Here is a 17,215-nt window from a genome sequence, read left to right on the forward strand (position 1 = left end):
AATCATGTAATTAAAGAGACACAGCCTTGATAGCTATTTCCAAGACCCTGTGAGGTAGAATGCCCAACATTAAGGTTCCAGCCAAAGAAATGATTAAGCCTATTCCATTATATATACTCCCTTTTGGAGACATAACCTCCACAGGTGTCTCTGACCTTGTATACATAACAATTATCACCCTTAAGTAGTAATAGGCCGCTACTGCACTATTTAAAACCCCTATTATCACCAACCAGATATAACCCGCCTTGATGGCAGAACTAAAAACTGCAAATTTTGCAACAAAACCACCTGTTGGTGGAAGTCCCATAAGGGAACACATAAATATTGACATGCATAAGCCTATAACTGGTCTCCTGAAGCCAAAACCTTTAAAAGAATCAATATTGTCCTTTTGTCCAAGGAGATTCTCAACATACACTACCACACCGAATGCACCTAAATTCATAAAAGTATATACCAAAAGATAATAGAGTATTGCACCATATCCATACTGGGATCCCGCTACCACTGCTACAAAAATATAACCAGCGTGAGCTATTGATGAATATGCCAGCATCCTTTTTAAACTATCTTGTAATAATGCACAGATATTGCCTATTGTCATAGTCAATACCGCCAATATCCACAGCAAGGTATTCCATTCAAAATTAAATTTTGGCAGTGCTTGTCCAAAAACCCTAATAAATACAGCAAAAGCAGCCGCTTTAACCCCTACAGCCATATAGGCTGTAATAGGAGTAGGCGCTCCTTCATACACATCTGGAGTCCACATATGAAAAGGGACAAGGGCTATTTTGAATCCAAGCCCAAATAAAACTAGTGACGCTCCCAAGACCAGGTATGTATTTGAAGTAATTTCTCCTTCAGATACCATGCTTGCGATTTTTAAGAGATCAAGGGTGCCTGTTGCTCCGTAAATGTATGTTAGACCATACAAGAAAAATGCTGCTGCAAACGCACCTAACAGAAGATACTTTAAGGATGCCTCTATGGAAACCCTCTTTTGTTTTGTTATACCCACTAAAATGTATATACCTAGCGAAAATATTTCTAATGCAAGGAATACCATAATAAGATTAATAGACTGAACCATAAGAATCATTCCAGCTGAACTAAATAAAAGAAGCATATAATACTCGTTTATTTCAGCTCCCTCTTTAGCCACTGCATTTCTAGAGATGAGTATTACTACCAAAGTACCTATTAAGATAGTAGCAGTTAAAAATAGAGCAAATTCATCAATTATTAACATACCATTAAATAAAATATGCCTCTTAAAAGCCACTAAAACATATAAACTTAAAATCGCTAGGACAGTACCTACAATGGCGACACCACTTCCATAACGACCACTATCCTCTCTGGCTGTAACTGCTGACCCAAGTAACACAATAAGTCCTGATGCCAACAAAATCAAAAATGGCAAACACCCAACACTATCTTTAATGTACTGAATTCCTGGTATCATGATCTTTCGCCCTTTATTATTTTCAAGATGTTAATACCGGCCATATCAACTTGTTTTTTATTTATTTTGTCATATTTTTTTACTATCTGTTTTATAGATGGCTCCATTTTAGATAAAAAGGTATTGGGGTGTACTCCAATCCATACAATAAATATTATTAGTGGAACCAAGAGGTATATTTCCCTTGGGACCAGATCATTTATCTTAAGATTCTCTTCCTTTGTCACCTTTCCAAACATCACCCGTTGATACATCCAGAGCATATACCAGGCTGCCAATATAACACCTGTTGCTGCCAAAACACCCCACCACCACTTGGCCCTAAAGGCTCCTACCATTATTAAAAACTCACCTATAAATCCATTTAATCCTGGAAGTCCTATGGAGGATAAGGTGACTATCATAAATAAAGTAGCAAACATAGGAAGTGGTTTTGCCAACCCTCCAAATTCAGCTATAAGCCTTGTATGTCTGCGCTCATAAATCATACCAACCAACAAAAAGAGAGCCCCTGTTGAAAGTCCATGATTTATCATCTGAATCAAGCCACCACTGAGCCCCTGCATATTTAAGGCAAAAACCCCCAACATAACAAAACCTAAATGACTCACACTTGAGTATGCAATGAGCCTCTTTAAGTCCTTTTGAACCAGGCACATAAAAGCACCATATATAATACCTATTATGGCCAAAATTGCCATCAGCTCCATAAAATATACCGAAGCATTGGGAAATAGAGTTAGATTAAACCTCACAAAACCATAAGTTCCCATCTTCAGCAATACACCTGCAAGAATTACACTCCCTATTGTTGGAGCCTCAGTATGTGCATCAGGAAGCCATGTATGAAATGGAAACATGGGAACCTTGATAGCGAACGCTATACCAAATGCAAGAAATAGCCAGAATTGATAATTAAAAGGCAGATCTAATTTCATGAGTTTTAAAAGATCAAAGGTGTATTCACCAGTGACCTTTGCATTGTAGAAATAGAGAACTAGGATCCCAACCAGCATCATCATGGATCCAGCCATGGTATAGAGAAAAAATTTAATAGATGCATACTTTCTCCTGGCTGGCGCACCCCACACCAATATGAGCAAAAACATGGGTATCAACATAAGTTCCCAGAAAATATAAAATAAGAACATATCCAGAGCGCAAAAAACACCTATCATGGAAATTTCTAAGAACAGGAAACAAATGAGAAATTCCTTTACTTTATCTTTTATATCACTCCAACAAGCAGCTATGCATATAGGACATAAAAACGTTGTAAGCAAAACTAACAATAAACTTATACCATCAATACCCACGTGATAACTAATTCCTAAAGATGGTATCCACTTGAGCTTTTCCACAAACTGAAACTGTCCAGTATTTTTAAAGAAAAAAAACAGAGTCAAGGAAATAATAAAATTTATTAACGTTGTCCAAAAGGCTATCCATTTTTGCAAATATCCGTCTGTTCTCTCTGTAAATGCTATAAATACTATGCCAACCAATGGAAAGAACGTTATTACTGAGAGTATGGGAAAGTTAAATTCATGCATAACTTAAAACCTTTCCTGTTTTTAAAATATATTTACGAGCAATACCACAACTGCCCCAATAAACATAATCAACCCATAAAATTGTACATAACCTGTATTAATACGTCTAAGGGTAGATGATGCATACACCATGGTCTTACCAGTACCATTTACAGCTGCATCAATAATATTTTGATCAACCACATATGATAAGATCTGGCTTAGATTATATAAAGGCTTGACTACTATTATCTGATATATTTCATCTACATAGTATTTATTGAACAGTAATCTGTATAGCCCCGCAAACTTCTCTCCAAGTCTCTTGGGGAGTTCTGGCTTTTTAATATAAAAATTATACGCAATATATATACCAATGCACGCAACAACTAAAGATAGAGCCATCAAAGCACCTTCTAACCATATTCCCGCCTCTGCCCCGTGTTCTATACCACCAATCTCATGAGCATGATGAAAAACTGGCTCTAAAAATCCACCTAAAATCTTTAAATTGTGGAAAAATGGTAGTTGAATCCAACCACCTATAAGAGACAATATCCCCAATACACAAAGGGGCAAGGCCATTCTCCATGATGGCTCATGGATGTGTTTTTCTACCTCTGGATCAACCCTGGACTCTCCATGAAATGCTATAAAATAGAGCCTGAACATGTAAAAAGCTGTCATAAGTGCACCAGCGATCCCAAGAAAATATAAAATATTATGGTGACCAATAAAGGTCTCAAAAAGTATCTCATCTTTACTAAAGAAACCAGCAAATGGGATTATCCCTGATATCGCTAAAGTAGCTGAAAGAAATGTTATATGGGTAATTGGCAGCTTTTTGTATAATCCACCCATTTTTCTAATATCTAGCTCGCCAGCGAGTGCGTGGGATACACTTCCAGCGCCCAAAAAGAGTAAGGCCTTAAAAAAGGCATGGGTCATGAGATGAAAAATACCAGCTGCAAAGGCACCTACCCCACAACCCAAAACCATATAACCTATTTGACTTATAGTGGAATAAGCCAATACCCTCTTCATATCCACCTGCACCAGGGCCATTGAAGCAGCGAACACAGCTGTTAATGCGCCAATTGTTCCAGCAACTCCTAAGGAAAATGGAGCCAAAGCATACAATACACTACACCTCGCCATCATATACACACCTGCAGTAACCATAGTTGCAGCATGAATTAATGCGGATACTGGTGTTGGACCTTCCATTGCGTCTGGCAACCACACATACAAAGGTATCTGGGCTGACTTTCCTGTTGCTCCTAAGAAAAGGAAAAGTGTAGCCAATGTGATAGTTGTGCTACCAACAGTGAACATTTCTGGAGCTTTTTCAAAAACTTCTCTAAAATTAAGAGTATGGAATGTGGTAAAGATTATAAACATGGCCACTAAAAAGCCAAAATCCCCTATTCTATTTACGATAAACGCCTTTTTCCCAGCATTAGAAGCAGAATCCTTTTCAAACCAAAATCCTATCAGTAGATAAGAACATAAACCTACTCCTTCCCAACCAACAAACATGAGAAGAAAGTTATTTGCCATCACAAGAGTAAGCATCATTGAAACAAAAAGATTTAAATACACAAAAAATCGTACATATCCAGGATCTTCCTCCATATACTCGCCAGCATAGATGTGAATCAAAAAGCTAACGCCACTCACAACCAAGACCATTACCATGGTCAGAGGATCAATTAAAAATCCCGCTGGGATATTTAATATACCAGTTTTTATCCAATCAAAAAAGACTACCTCCACTACCCTAGATTGTGGAGAGAGACTCAAAAGATCAAAAAGGGTGTATATTCCGCATACAAATGCAAGACCAATTGCACTTGCACCAATGGTAGCTACCACCCTTTTACTGAAATATCTTCCAAAAAATCCATTAATTAAAAATCCTAAAAATGGGAAAAAAACAATGAGCCATACGTATTTCATCATTAGTCTATCCCTTTACCATTTTAAAAGATTAGGTCTATCTGCTGAAATTGATTTAAAATGTCTATACATATTAACTATTATAGCAAGACCAATAACCACCTCTGCAGCTGCAACAACCATCACAAAAAATACATATACCTGGCCATTTAGATTACCCAAATATCTTGAAAAGGCTACAAAACTCAAATTTGCAGAATTTAACATGAGCTCAATAGACATAAAAATAATTATTGTGTTCCTCTTAAATAAAACACCTATAATTCCAATGGTAAAGAGCAGTCCGCTTAAGACTAATAAATAACTTAAGGGTATCATAACAATGTCCTCTTATGTATTTTTTTTCTTCCCTAAAACTATAATTCCAATAGCTGCAACTAAAAGTAAAAGTGAGGTTATTTCAAAAGGAAGTAAAAATTTACTAAAAAGAATTTTTCCAATTGCTTTAGTATTACTATTGTCTAAAAACATCCAGTCAAGGCCTTTTAAACCTTTCATTAGTCCAGCATTATATAATGATGTGGCAACAGAAAATACTATGGCAAGGAAAATAAAGCAAAAAGATAAGACTACAGATAAATTATTCTTAAAATAGACTTTTTCTTTAGCTGTGTGCTTTACATCTAATAACATAATAATAAACAAAAATAACACCATGATTGCGCCAGCATAAACGAGAACCTGCATTAGGGCTATAAACTCAGCATTTAAAATCACATAAATAGCTCCCATTGAAAAGAAATTAACAATAAGGCTAATAGCACTCTTGATTGGATTTTTAAAAAAAACCACACATAACGAAGATATTACACATAAAAATGCAAAAAAGAAAAATAAAAGCATCTCCATACTCAATACCCTTTACTTTATTAGCTTTGGTAAATCATATATTAATTTTGACCTCTCATATTGTGCCAACTCATATTCATTGCTCAATTTTATTGCGTTCTTTGGACAGACCTGTTCACAATATCCGCAATATATACATCTACCTAAATCAATTATATATTTTTTTGGATATCTAATTGAAGGATCAGCTCCTTCATCAGCTTCAATATATATTGCCTGGGGGGGACACACAGCCACGCATAAGGAACAAACAACACATTTAATTTTTCCAGCATCATCTAAGACCAATCTTGGTCTTCCCCTAAATCGCTCTGGTATTTCTCTTTTTTCTTCAGGATACTGAATAGTTATCTTTTTACTAAGGGCCTTTTCAAATGTCTTTTTCAGCCCTTGAATCAAGGGATAAATTATAGTTCTTACCATGCCACAATAACTCCTCTATAAGATAAGGACACATACACCCGTTGCAATTAGATTGGCCATAGCTATGGGAAATAGATATTTCCAACCAACACTCATAAGTTGATCAAACCTGACCCTAGGATAAGTCCCTCTCACCCAAATAAAAAATACAAATAAACAAGCTACCTTTATTATAAACCACAAGCCAGAAGGAAGCCATGGTCCTTGCCAACCACCTAAAAACAAAGTTACTGCAATTGAGCTAATAGTTATTATGTGAATGTATTCAGCAAGATAAAATAAGGCAAATTTCATGGAACTGTATTCTGTATTAAAACCTGATCCCAGCTCATTTTCACACTCTATTAGGTCAAATGGGGTCCTGCACGCTTCAGCAAAACCTGCTATCATATATAAGACAAATCCAACTGGCTGATACACTATATTCCACATATGCTTCTGTGCTTCCACTATCTCTGTCATTCTAATTGAGCCAGTTATCATTAATACCCCCATTATGGAGATACCTAAAAAGAGTTCATAACTCAGCATCTGGGAAGTAATTCTCATGGCTCCTAAAAAAGAGTACTTATTATCTGATGACCAACCAGCCAAAAGAACACCATAGATACTAAGGGAAGATACCGCGAGGATAAATAATACTCCCCCAGGCAAATCAGCAATTACTCCCCTGTTCATACTGTATTGGGTTAAATCTATGGTCCTGCCTAATAAATGAATGGCGTTTGGCAAGACTTTGTCTGCAAATGGAATGGCAACAAATGGGAAAAGGGCAGTAACTCCCGCAATTATTGGTGCAAGAACATAAAGGGTTTTTTCTGTAACAGGCAGGGTTATATCTTGTTTGCAGAAAAGCTTAATGCCGTCTGCGATGGATTGCAGAATCCCAAATGGTCCACACCTATTTGGCCCATAACGAAGCTGAATAAACCCTAAAATCCTCCTCTCTAAATAAACACCTATCATCACTCCTATCATTATGAGGGAAACCAATACCAAACTCTTAATTAGCGATATAATCACAAAAATTAGGGTATCAGACATAAACAATTCCCTTTTTAATGCTGTTAAAACCTATTACCTATCCACGTCTGCCAGTACAATATCTATAGTACCTATAAGTGCGATTAAATCTGACAAAAGCCTTCCCTTTGCAAGCTTTGATATAACCTGCAAGTTCACAAAGGAAGGAGTCCTTATCTTAACCCTGTAAGGATGTTCTGACCCATCGCTTACAATATAAAATGCAAGCTCACCCTTTGGTGCTTCTGTATGATGAAACACCTCTCCCTTTGGGGTTTTAAACCCCTTCACAACTAACAGATAATGGGGAATTAAATATTCACCATTTACCACTTTTTCTTTAGGGGGAAATGCTACTTTATAGTCATCTATCATTATGTCCCCTTTCGGTATCCTATCCAGGGCCTGAAGGATTATCCTGCAACTCTGTCTCATCTCTTCAAGGCGTATTAAATATCTGTCATAAGTATCTCCATTCTTCCCAAGGGGAACTATAAAATCAAACTCATCATAACCTAAATATGGATCCACCTTTCTAATATCAAAATCCAATCCAGATCCCCTTGCCATTGGACCACTTAGGCCCCAATCTAAAACTTCATCTATTGACAAGACCCCTACTCCCTTTGTCCTGTTTATCCATATGGGATTTTTGGTAAGCAGGGTCTCATAATCCTTCATCTTTTCTGGTAATTCTTCTGCGAATTTCCTTATCTCTTGCTCCATGCCGTCGGGAAAATCCTTTGCAACGCCCCCCACACGAAACATATTTGGAAACAACCGCTTTCCCGCCCATTTTTCAAAAAAATCCATTATCACTTCTCTATCCCTTAGGGCATAAAAAAGAGGAGTCATGGCCCCAAGGTCATGGCCATGGGTGGCCAACCAAAATAGGTGGCTGGCGATCCTTGTGAGTTCCGCTACAATTACCCTGATATATCTTGCACGTGGTGGAATTTCTTCAATTCCAAGTAGCCTCTCTACTGCCAAAACATAACCCAAACTGTTGGCAGCACCAGCCAAATAATCAACCCTTTCTGTTAAGGGGATAGACCTATGATAGGTCCTATTCTCCATGAGCTTTTCAATTCCCCTGTGCAAATACCCAATATCAGGGTCACAACTAACAACTACCTCGCCCTCAAGTTCCACAAGCAGCCTAAGTACCCCATGAGTACTTGGATGCTGAGGACCAACATTTAATTTAATTATTTCTTTTCTCATCTCTGCCTTCTACTGGATAATCCTTTCTAAGTGGATGACCATCAAACCCTTCCCAAAGCAAAATTCTTCTTAAATCAGGATGTCCGTCAAAAATTATACCAAACATATCATAACATTCTCTCTCATGCCAATTGGCTGTAGACCAAAGTCCCACAACCGAAGATATTGTGGGTGGCTCTCCCTTTGCAAAAGTCTTTACCCTAATGAGCCTTTTTTCTGAATGACACCACAGGTGATAAACCACTTCAAAACGTGGCTCATTAGGCAGGTGATCCACTGCTGTTAAATCTATCAAATATCTATATCCAAATCGATCCCTAAGTAGCTTAAGTACGTCTATGATACTTTCTGATTCAACAACCAATGAGACCTGTCCTCGAAATTCCTGAACTGATTTTACTGATTCTTTTGGTAACGCAGACAAAATTTTCTCAGTGTACTCTTTTATATCCATAACTAACTCTTCACTTTTTCAGGAAACTTTATGTGTTCATATTTTTTGGTAAGCCACTTATCCTGCATAATTTTTTCGTGAATCTTGGTAACTCCATAAAGCAAAGCATCAGGAGTGGGAGGGCAGCCTGGAACGTACACATCTACTGGGAGATATTTATCAATACCCTGCACAACTGCATAAGACCTAAAAATACCGCCACTAGTAGCACATGATCCCATCACCATTACCCACTTTGGATCCACCATCTGCTCATAAAGCCTAAGCACTGCTGGCAACATCTTCTTGGTTACTGTTCCAGCTACTATCATCATATCAGCTTGACGGGGAGATGGCCTATAGGCCTCCATGCCAAACCTTGCAATATCAAACCTTGCAGCTGCAGTACAAATCATCTCAATGGCACAACATGCAAGACCAAAGGTAAGAGGCCATACAGAATACTTCCGAGCCCAATTAACTACCTTCTCAAGTGTGGTTACTAGAATACCACCAGATTGTTCTATTCCCATCTTAACGCACCCTTCTTTATTACATAAAACAGTCCAATTAAAAGAATAGCAAAAAATATTATCATCTCCACAAACCCAACAACACCTAAATCCCTATAAACAATTAACCAGGGATAAAAAAATACCACCTCAATATCAAACACAATAAAAAGCATGGCTATAATATAGAATTTAATAGGCACATAAGCTTCTTTTGGTCCAGCAGGATCAAGACCACATTCATAGGGAATCTTCTGAATTTCAGTAAGTGGCTTTTTGCCTACAAGGGAGGACAAGAAAACAATAGCACACATCATTAATATTATAAGTATCAAATACAATAAAACAGGCACATAATAAACATTCATTGCCATCACCCTCAATTTTTTAACTACTTAATTTTTTTGGAATCTGAATAAATCGATAAAAAATATTTTGTCAAGAAGAAAAAAATTTTTTTGCTATATTTTTTTGCACAAATCCGCATTATCTTAAAAAATAAGGCATCCCATATTGTTTTAAAATATATGAGCCAATTAAGCTTAATGTGCATTTTATAAAAAACTACAACTCAAAAAATTTTAAACTCCTTTACGTGTCCTTTTGACTATACCAAAATCTTTTGTTATATACTATTTTTATAGTAAAAGAATTTGATTCAAATGTATTCGAGTCTTTTTGGGGACATTTAATTAAGGAGGGTCTTATATGCACATCAAAGTAATAGCTACAATAGGTCCAAGTTCCTCATCTAAAGAGGTACTAAAGGAAATGGTATTAAAAGGAGTCAGTATATTTAGGCTTAATTTCTCCCACAGCACACCAAAGGGGTTTATACCAATAATAGAAACCTTAAGGGAAATTGAATCAGAATTAGGGCTCCCAATAACTATAATGGGAGATTTAAGCGGACCAAAAATAAGGATAGGAGAAGTAAAAGATTCTCCATTATATCTTGGAAAGGGATATAAGGCAATCCTAGGTCTTGAATCTTTTAGAGAAAAATATGAAGACAGAGAAGTTCCGTTTTTAGGAATAAAAATTAAGGAGGCCATACAAGGGCTAAAGGTCGGAATGAAGGCTATTTTAAGCGATGGGATACCAATATTTAGGGTAGAAGAAGTATTAGTTCCGGATAAGGTATATCTATTAGAAGTTGAATCTGGCGGGAGTGTTTCTTCAAATAAAGGGATTAACTTTCCAGGCAAACACATATCATTGCCTGCCCTTACAGAAACAGACAAAAAGAATCTCCACGAGGCAATGGAACTTGGGATAGATGCATTTGCCTTATCTTTTGTTCAAAACAGACAAGATATTATTGATATCAAGGATGAAATACAAAAGCATAATAAATTTGTCCCTGTGATTGCAAAATTAGAACGTGCTAATGGCGTTGAAAACCTGGATCAAATACTTGAAGTTGCAGATGGAATAATGGTGGCCAGGGGTGACCTTGGGCTTGAGTGTCCTTTACCCTCCTTACCCATAATACAAAAAAGGATAATTAATGCATGTAATAAACAGCACAAACCTGCAATAGTTGCAACTCAAATGCTACTTTCCATGGTCCATAATCCCCTACCAACAAGGGCAGAAACAACAGATGTTGCAAATGCAATTATGGATGGTGCAGATTGTGTGATGTTGTCTGATGAAACAGCTGTCGGCAATTATCCCATTGAAGTTATCAATATTATTAAAGAGATAGCGCAAAATACAGAAAACTACATCTTTGAACAACAAAAAGAACCATTAAAGCCAACACACGAAATAGATCCTGGCTCTTATCTGGCCTATTCAGCTTGTTTACTGGCAAACTACGCCAATGCAAAGGGCATAGCCTGCCACTCCACCTCGGGAAAAACAGCCAGATTAATCTCCAGTTGCAGGCCTAAACAAAAAATCTATGGCCTCACTCCTCACATGGAAGTAATAAAATACCTAAATTTCATGAAAGGGGTTGTCCCAATATTATCAGATGCCAAAATTCCTAACCATTTAGATAGGGTGGAGAATTTTGTACAACACTCTAATCTATTTAAACCAGGAGACAAAATCATTATTACATCTGGTCAACCAACTCCAGGACAATTAAAAAAACATACAAACCAGATAAAAATATACTTTAAGTAGATTAAATAACACAACACTGTGACATCTTGCCTAATCCAATAATAAGCCAGGCACATTAACCTAAGTTTGTCAAAGCTTTTGACAGACTTAGGTTTGATAAAATCCTTTTTCTTTAAAAACACTTGCATAAAATAGGGATGTTATGTTAAAAAAGTACAAATTAAATTATTTTATTTTCGGAGGTAGATAAAAATGAAAAAAAGTCCTTACTGGCCAGACGGTGTACCAACTGAGATAAATGGATTTAAAAAACCTCTATACGATCTATTGGACGAATCAGCAAACCTATATCCAGATAAAACCTACACAATTTTTCAGGGAGCCACTAAGACCTTTAAACAAGTCAGAGATTATGCAGACAGGATTGCCAATTTTTTAAAGAAAAATGGTCTGAAAAAAGGCGATAGGGTGGCAATATTTCTACCCAATATTCCACAATATCCAGTTATTTTCTTTGGAGTACTTAAGGCTGGTGGAATCTGTGTGAACTGCAATCCCCTCTATACTCCAGGAGAGCTAAACCACCAATTAAATGATTCAGGAGCAACTTGGGTATTTTGTATGGATCACCCACAATTTTATAAAACTGCCATAGAATCAATAAAAAATACTAATGTAGGAAAAAATAACATAGTTATTTGCAATATAAAAAACTGGTTGCCCAAGGTAAAATCTATACTTGGTTCTTTACTTGGGAAAATCCCCAAAGCTGAGTCCCATAGACCAGAACACAAATTTTTAGATGATATTTTAAAAAATACTCCTCCAATAGAAAAAAACCAAGAGGTGGATCCAGATGATCCAGCTGTCTTAATTTATACAGGAGGTACAACAGGTCTTCCCAAAGGAGCTGTATTGACTCACACTAATTTGGTATTCGACGTCATGGCTTTGGAGCAATATGTGAGGATCCCCCACGAAGAGGGCGCTCCCCCTGAACCACCTAGAAAGGGAGGATTTCATTGCTATCTTGGTGTACTTCCATGGTATCACAGCTTTGGGCTGACAGTTTGTATGTTGGCAGCCTGCAGTAGTGGTTCAAAAGTTATATGTATCCCTGATCCACGGGCAGGTAATCCACCTTTTACTGAGGTATTAAAACAAGTGGAAAAATTCAAGCCAACATTTGTTGTAGGGGTTCCTACTTTGTTTTCTGCCTTTGTGAATCATCCTTTTATTGACAAATTTGACCTGACCTCCATTATTTGCTGTGCTTCAGGGGGTGCTCCATTGCCAGTGGAACTGGCTAAAGAATTTGAAAGGAGAACTGGCTGCACAATATATGAAGGCTATGGACTAACTGAGACATCTCCAGTAATTTGCGCAAATCCATCAGACAAGGAAAAAAGAAGATTTGGTACCGTGGGATTCCCACTTCCAAATACTGAGATCAAAATAGTAGATCTAGATACAGGTACAATTGAACTACCTCAAGGAAAAGATGGAGAAATAGCTGTATCAGGCCCCCAGGTGATGAAAGGCTATTGGAAAAATCCACAGGCTGATGCCCAAGTTTTCAGAGAGATAAAAGGAAAAAGATTTTTCTTAACTGGTGATATTGGGCACTTTGACGAAGATGGATTCTTAGTAATAACTGACAGAAAAAAGGATCTTATAATTGTGGGCGGATTTAATTGTTATCCAAGGGAAGTTGAAGAAGTATTATACGCCCATCCAAAAGTAGCACAAGCAGCAGTAATTGGAGTACCACACCCAAAAAGTGGAGAAGTAGTAAAGGCCTTTATCCAATTAAAAGAAGGGGTGAGTGCCACTGAAGAAGAAATATTGGAATTTTGCAAAGAACGCCTCGCAGGTTATAAACGACCAAGATACATAGAATTTAGAAAAGAACTCCCAACTTCTGCAGTTGGAAAGGTACTTAGAAGAGTACTTAAAGAAGAGGAACGCCCCTAACTAACTGGTTGTTGACCTTTTCATATATGTATGTTTTCTAACAAGTAGTTTATGGCACCAAGGAATTTAGATAAAAATGCCTATTTGCATGAGGAAAACTCAAACCCAAAAAAATCTTTAACTAATAATATTCTCAAAAAATGTACATTTCAAAGGATAAACTATCTGATTTACACCTCGGTGAACTTAGCCCAGGCAAATTAATGGACCAACTCAAATTTTGTCCTGAAGTCTTTAATTTCTTAAAATCAAAGGAGATCGCCCTGGGAAAAATCAGGCCCATTATCACTTATATGACATGTTTCACCATATGGATACTCAGACAAACCACTACAAAAAAAAGAGAAACACCTGAAGGATTTTTTGACGCATTGTGGGACAAATTCTCAGCAAATAAAAAAGTTGCAAAACTCGCTGGAGATATTGTAGAAGCACTGGAACCTGAGCTTTGGAACTTCTTTTTAAACATACTAGAAAAAGAGTGCCAGAGAGGGGAAAACATAACAAAAGAAGAAATAGGAACAGGTGCCCTTGTATTTTCCATAGAAGTAATGGGTCTTATCTATTCCTTTGGCAATGATGAAACATTACAAAAATTAACCAATTTACTTGCTGAAAAATGAGACATCTAACATTACCTTTAAAAAGAAATCCCCTAAAAATTACCTACCGTTTAGAAAATAAAAAAAATACCCCTCCATCCACCTTAAATATCTGCATTTTGAGCTATAGGAGCAATCCATTTTGTGGGGGACAGGGGGTTTATGTAAAATATTTAAGCAAGGCCTTACGTGATTTAGGTCACCATGTAGATGTGATTAGTGGAGAACCTTATCCAGAATTATTTCAAGGGATAAGGCTAATTCCACTCCCTGGGATGAATTTTTACGGTTATGAAAAGACCTTAAGCGCCATAAAGAAGAGAAAAATAAAAAATATTGCCGACTTATATGAAGTCATTTCTTACAATACTGGAGGATTTCCTGAACCCCTTGCTTTTAGCATGAGGGCAGCAAATCTTTTATTAAAAAAAATAAAAACCAAATACCATATTATCCACGACAACCAGTGTCTCAGTTATGGGCTCTTACCTATAAAAAAGAAGTTCCCTTTAGTTGCCACAATACATCACCCCATAACCAAAGATCTAAAATTTTCCCTGCGCCATGAAAAAGATTTTTTTATGAGGCTGCTTATAAAGAGATGGCATAGCTTTTTGTCCATGCAAAAGAGGGTGGCAAGGAAAATTTCCCACATACTCACAGTATCAGAAACTGCAAGAAAGGATATTCACAGGGATTTTAAAATAGATTTGGAAAAAATCTACGTGGTTCATAATGGAGTGGATTTTGAGAGATTTAGACCTCTGCCACACATAAAAAAAGAGCCTTTTCGAATCATCACCACTGCCAGTGCAGATGTCCCATTAAAAGGGCTTAATTATCTAATTGAGGCCACTTTTATTGTAAAAAAAGAATTCCCTCAGATAAAATTAACTGTAATTGGCAAACCCAAAAAAGGCGGTTCAACAGAAAAAATTATAAAGGATTATTCTCTTGAAAATATTATAAAGTTTGTATCAGGATTAGATGAAGAGCAATTAGTAGAAGAATATGCTAGCTCCTCATTGGTAGTAGCCCCATCACTTTACGAAGGTTTTGGGCTCCCTGCAGCAGAGGCCATGGCGTGTGAAAAGCCAGTTATTTCCACAACAGGCGGAGCACTAAAGGAGGTTGTTGGAGATGCTGGAATCTTAGTCCCTCCTGGAGATCCCAAGGCCATTGCTAGGGCCATTATATACGCATTTAACAATCCAAAAAAGATGGAAGAGTTGGGGAAAAAGGCTAGAAAAAGGATAATTGAAAACTTTAACTGGAATTTGGCCGCAAAAAAGAGTGTTGAGGTCTATGAGGAGGCCATCTTAACTCATGCTAACAGTTGATTTTTCCAATTTAAGTATAAAACCAGGCACCAAAATACTAGACCTTGGGTGTGGAGAAGGAAGACACCTTCACAATGTATACCTCAGGGACTCAGTTACCGCTGTGGGTCTAGATCTAGATTTTAATTCATTAAAAATGACCAATGAAACCTGCAAAAAATATTTCCCCATGGGAAATAACAAAGATAAAAATTGGCTCCTTTTACAGGGCAGATGCGAAATATTACCTTTTAAACGAGAAATATTTGATATAGTAATTTGCAGTGAAGTTTTGGAACATATAGAAAACTATCACAGGGTAATAAAGGAAATATGGGGCGTCCTGACCCCCAATGGCCATTTAGTTGTGTCTGTTCCCAGATATTTACCTGAGAGGATATGTTGGGCCTTGTGTAATGACTACAAATATGAAAAGGGTGGGCATATTCGAATTTTTAAGGTATCTCCATTGGTAATAGAAATTGAAAGACTGGGGTTTAAACTCTATAAAAAACACTATGCCCATGGCCTGCACTCTCCATATTGGTGGCTAAAATGTCTAAATTGGAAAAAGAGAGACACTTGGTTTCCAATTAAGCTATATCATAAATTATTAATATTAGACATAATTAAAAAACCTAAGTTTACTAGATTCTTGGATAAAATACTTAGTCCCATAATTGGTAAAAGTGTAGTTCTATATTTTAAAAAGGTGGGGAAAAAGTGGTAAAAAATACATTTCCTTTTAAATTAATATCTAAAAAGGAGCTAAATGAGACTGCAAGGTATATAGCTAAAAATCAATATCCCTCAGGGGCTATCCCCTGGTTTAAAAAAAACATATTAGACCCATGGGATCACGTAGAAGCTGCAATGGGTCTATCAATTGCTGGATTTATTAAGCAAGCAAAAAAGGCTTTCATGTGGATGGCAAAGATGCAGGAGCCAGATGGGGGATTTTGGCCTGCATATGATGATACTGTTCCATTAGATAAAAGCAGGAAGGAATCCCACCACGCTCCATACCTGGCCACTGGATTATATCACTATTTTTTAATTACTAAAGATATAGAATTTTTATACACAATGTGGGAGCATGTAGAGGCGGCCATTGAATTTGCCTTGAATCTCCAAAGCCTAGAGGGAGAAATATATTGGGCCTTGCTACCTGAAAATAAAATTTATAAAGACTCTTTAATTACTGGATGCTCATCAATATATAAGAGCATTGAAAGTGCTATTTTAATAGCCAGAAAAATTGGCATAAGTAAACCTAAGTGGATAGAGGCCAGGGAAGAACTTAAATTAGCCCTGACAAAAAAGCCCCATCGATTTGACAGGACCTGGCCATCAAAAAATCGCTTTGCAATGGACTGGTTTTATCCTGTGATGTGTGGAGTGATTAGGGGAAATCAGGCAAGAAAAAGAATAAATGAAAAATGGTCTATATTTGTGGAACAAGACCTTGGATGTAGATGCGTAAGTGATGAGCCCTGGATTACTGTTGCTGAATCCAGTGAACTTGTAATAGCCCTTTTAGGAGCAGGGATGAACTCTAGAGCAATAAAGCTATTTAATTGGTTACACAAAAATAGAGATAAAGACGGAGCGTATTGGACTGGCTATCAAAAGGAGCTTAAAATATTCTGGCCAGAGGAAAAACCCACTTGGACTGCTGGAGTTCTCCTTCTGGCGGCAGATGCACTTTTAAAACTCACCCCTGCATCAAACCTATTCTTACAAAACTGGCTTATTACTCAGCCACAAATAAAAAAATTAATTTCTGTAAAAAGTGGGGTAAGCAGAAATGTATAAATA

17 protein-coding genes are annotated in these 17,215 nt (G+C 37.0%); 6 read left to right on the forward strand and 11 right to left on the reverse strand.

Annotation, left to right across the window (positions count from 1 at the left end):
* Window positions 1-10 precede the first annotated feature (10 nt).
* The 11 genes from ACY2V1_RS00920 to ACY2V1_RS00970 are packed head-to-tail and all read right to left on the reverse strand — an operon-like array spanning window position 11 to window position 9,794.
* Window positions 11-1,471: an NADH-quinone oxidoreductase subunit N gene (locus ACY2V1_RS00920; RefSeq protein ID WP_461832911.1), complete on the reverse strand. Its 1,461-nt coding sequence runs from the start codon at window positions 1,469-1,471 to the stop codon at window positions 11-13.
* Window positions 1,468-3,024 carry an NADH-quinone oxidoreductase subunit M gene (locus tag ACY2V1_RS00925; RefSeq protein ID WP_461832912.1) on the reverse strand — a complete coding sequence of 519 codons (1,557 nt, stop codon included), beginning with the start codon at window positions 3,022-3,024 and terminating at the stop codon, window positions 1,468-1,470. Before ACY2V1_RS00925 ends, ACY2V1_RS00920 begins: the two co-directional genes overlap by 4 nt.
* Before the next feature lie 21 nt (window positions 3,025-3,045).
* Window positions 3,046-4,965 carry an NADH-quinone oxidoreductase subunit L gene (nuoL, locus tag ACY2V1_RS00930; RefSeq protein WP_461832913.1) on the reverse strand — a complete coding sequence of 640 codons (1,920 nt, stop codon included), beginning with the start codon at window positions 4,963-4,965 and terminating at the stop codon, window positions 3,046-3,048.
* A 12-nt stretch (window positions 4,966-4,977) separates the two neighbouring features.
* The gene (nuoK, locus tag ACY2V1_RS00935) at window positions 4,978-5,280 is read right to left on the reverse strand and encodes an NADH-quinone oxidoreductase subunit NuoK (RefSeq protein ID WP_461832914.1); all 303 of its coding nucleotides are present in this window, start codon (window positions 5,278-5,280) and stop codon (window positions 4,978-4,980) included.
* Window positions 5,281-5,292: 12 nt separating this feature from the next.
* Window positions 5,293-5,811: an NADH-quinone oxidoreductase subunit J gene (locus tag ACY2V1_RS00940; RefSeq protein ID WP_461832915.1), complete on the reverse strand. Its 519-nt coding sequence runs from the start codon at window positions 5,809-5,811 to the stop codon at window positions 5,293-5,295.
* Window positions 5,812-5,823: 12 nt separating this feature from the next.
* Window positions 5,824-6,234, reverse strand: a complete 411-nt coding sequence (locus ACY2V1_RS00945) for a NuoI/complex I 23 kDa subunit family protein (protein WP_461832916.1) — start codon at window positions 6,232-6,234, stop codon at window positions 5,824-5,826.
* Between the two features lie 15 nt (window positions 6,235-6,249).
* The gene (gene nuoH, locus ACY2V1_RS00950) at window positions 6,250-7,278 is read right to left on the reverse strand and encodes an NADH-quinone oxidoreductase subunit NuoH (protein WP_461832917.1); all 1,029 of its coding nucleotides are present in this window, start codon (window positions 7,276-7,278) and stop codon (window positions 6,250-6,252) included.
* Window positions 7,279-7,311: 33 nt separating this feature from the next.
* A complete protein-coding gene (nuoD, locus tag ACY2V1_RS00955) occupies window positions 7,312-8,481 on the reverse strand; it encodes an NADH dehydrogenase (quinone) subunit D (protein ID WP_461832918.1) in 1,170 nt (389 codons plus the stop codon).
* Window positions 8,462-8,935, reverse strand: a complete 474-nt coding sequence (locus tag ACY2V1_RS00960; protein ID WP_461832919.1) for an NADH-quinone oxidoreductase subunit C — start codon at window positions 8,933-8,935, stop codon at window positions 8,462-8,464. The genes nuoD and ACY2V1_RS00960 overlap by 20 nt, the downstream gene beginning before the upstream one ends.
* A gap of 2 nt (window positions 8,936-8,937) precedes the next feature.
* Window positions 8,938-9,447, reverse strand: coding sequence for an NADH-quinone oxidoreductase subunit B (locus ACY2V1_RS00965; RefSeq protein ID WP_461832920.1), 510 nt, complete (start codon window positions 9,445-9,447; stop codon window positions 8,938-8,940).
* On the reverse strand, window positions 9,438-9,794 hold the full coding sequence (locus ACY2V1_RS00970; protein ID WP_461832921.1) for an NADH-quinone oxidoreductase subunit A: 357 nt from the start codon (window positions 9,792-9,794) through the stop codon (window positions 9,438-9,440). Before ACY2V1_RS00970 ends, ACY2V1_RS00965 begins: the two co-directional genes overlap by 10 nt.
* Before the next feature lie 340 nt (window positions 9,795-10,134).
* On the opposite strand from ACY2V1_RS00970, the gene pyk reads away from it, so the two are divergent.
* The 6 genes from pyk (at window position 10,135) to ACY2V1_RS01000 (ending at window position 17,212) form a co-directional block, all read left to right on the forward strand.
* Window positions 10,135-11,562 (forward strand): pyruvate kinase, encoded by a 1,428-nt coding sequence (pyk, locus tag ACY2V1_RS00975; RefSeq protein ID WP_461832922.1) that lies wholly within the window; start codon window positions 10,135-10,137, stop codon window positions 11,560-11,562.
* Between the two features lie 192 nt (window positions 11,563-11,754).
* Window positions 11,755-13,476, forward strand: a complete 1,722-nt coding sequence (locus ACY2V1_RS00980; protein WP_461832923.1) for a long-chain-fatty-acid--CoA ligase — start codon at window positions 11,755-11,757, stop codon at window positions 13,474-13,476.
* Window positions 13,477-13,679: 203 nt separating this feature from the next.
* On the forward strand, window positions 13,680-14,099 hold the full coding sequence (locus ACY2V1_RS00985; protein WP_461832924.1) for a hypothetical protein: 420 nt from the start codon (window positions 13,680-13,682) through the stop codon (window positions 14,097-14,099).
* On the forward strand, window positions 14,096-15,418 hold the full coding sequence (locus tag ACY2V1_RS00990; RefSeq protein WP_461832925.1) for a glycosyltransferase family 4 protein: 1,323 nt from the start codon (window positions 14,096-14,098) through the stop codon (window positions 15,416-15,418). The genes ACY2V1_RS00985 and ACY2V1_RS00990 overlap by 4 nt, the downstream gene beginning before the upstream one ends.
* The gene (locus ACY2V1_RS00995; protein ID WP_461832926.1) at window positions 15,405-16,127 is read left to right on the forward strand and encodes a class I SAM-dependent methyltransferase; all 723 of its coding nucleotides are present in this window, start codon (window positions 15,405-15,407) and stop codon (window positions 16,125-16,127) included. Before ACY2V1_RS00990 ends, ACY2V1_RS00995 begins: the two co-directional genes overlap by 14 nt.
* Entirely contained in the window at window positions 16,121-17,212 is a 1,092-nt protein-coding gene (locus ACY2V1_RS01000) for a glucosidase family protein (RefSeq protein WP_461832927.1), read from the forward strand. Before ACY2V1_RS00995 ends, ACY2V1_RS01000 begins: the two co-directional genes overlap by 7 nt.
* Window positions 17,213-17,215 lie beyond the last annotated feature (3 nt).

Source organism: Desulfothermus sp. (assembly GCF_053993635.1).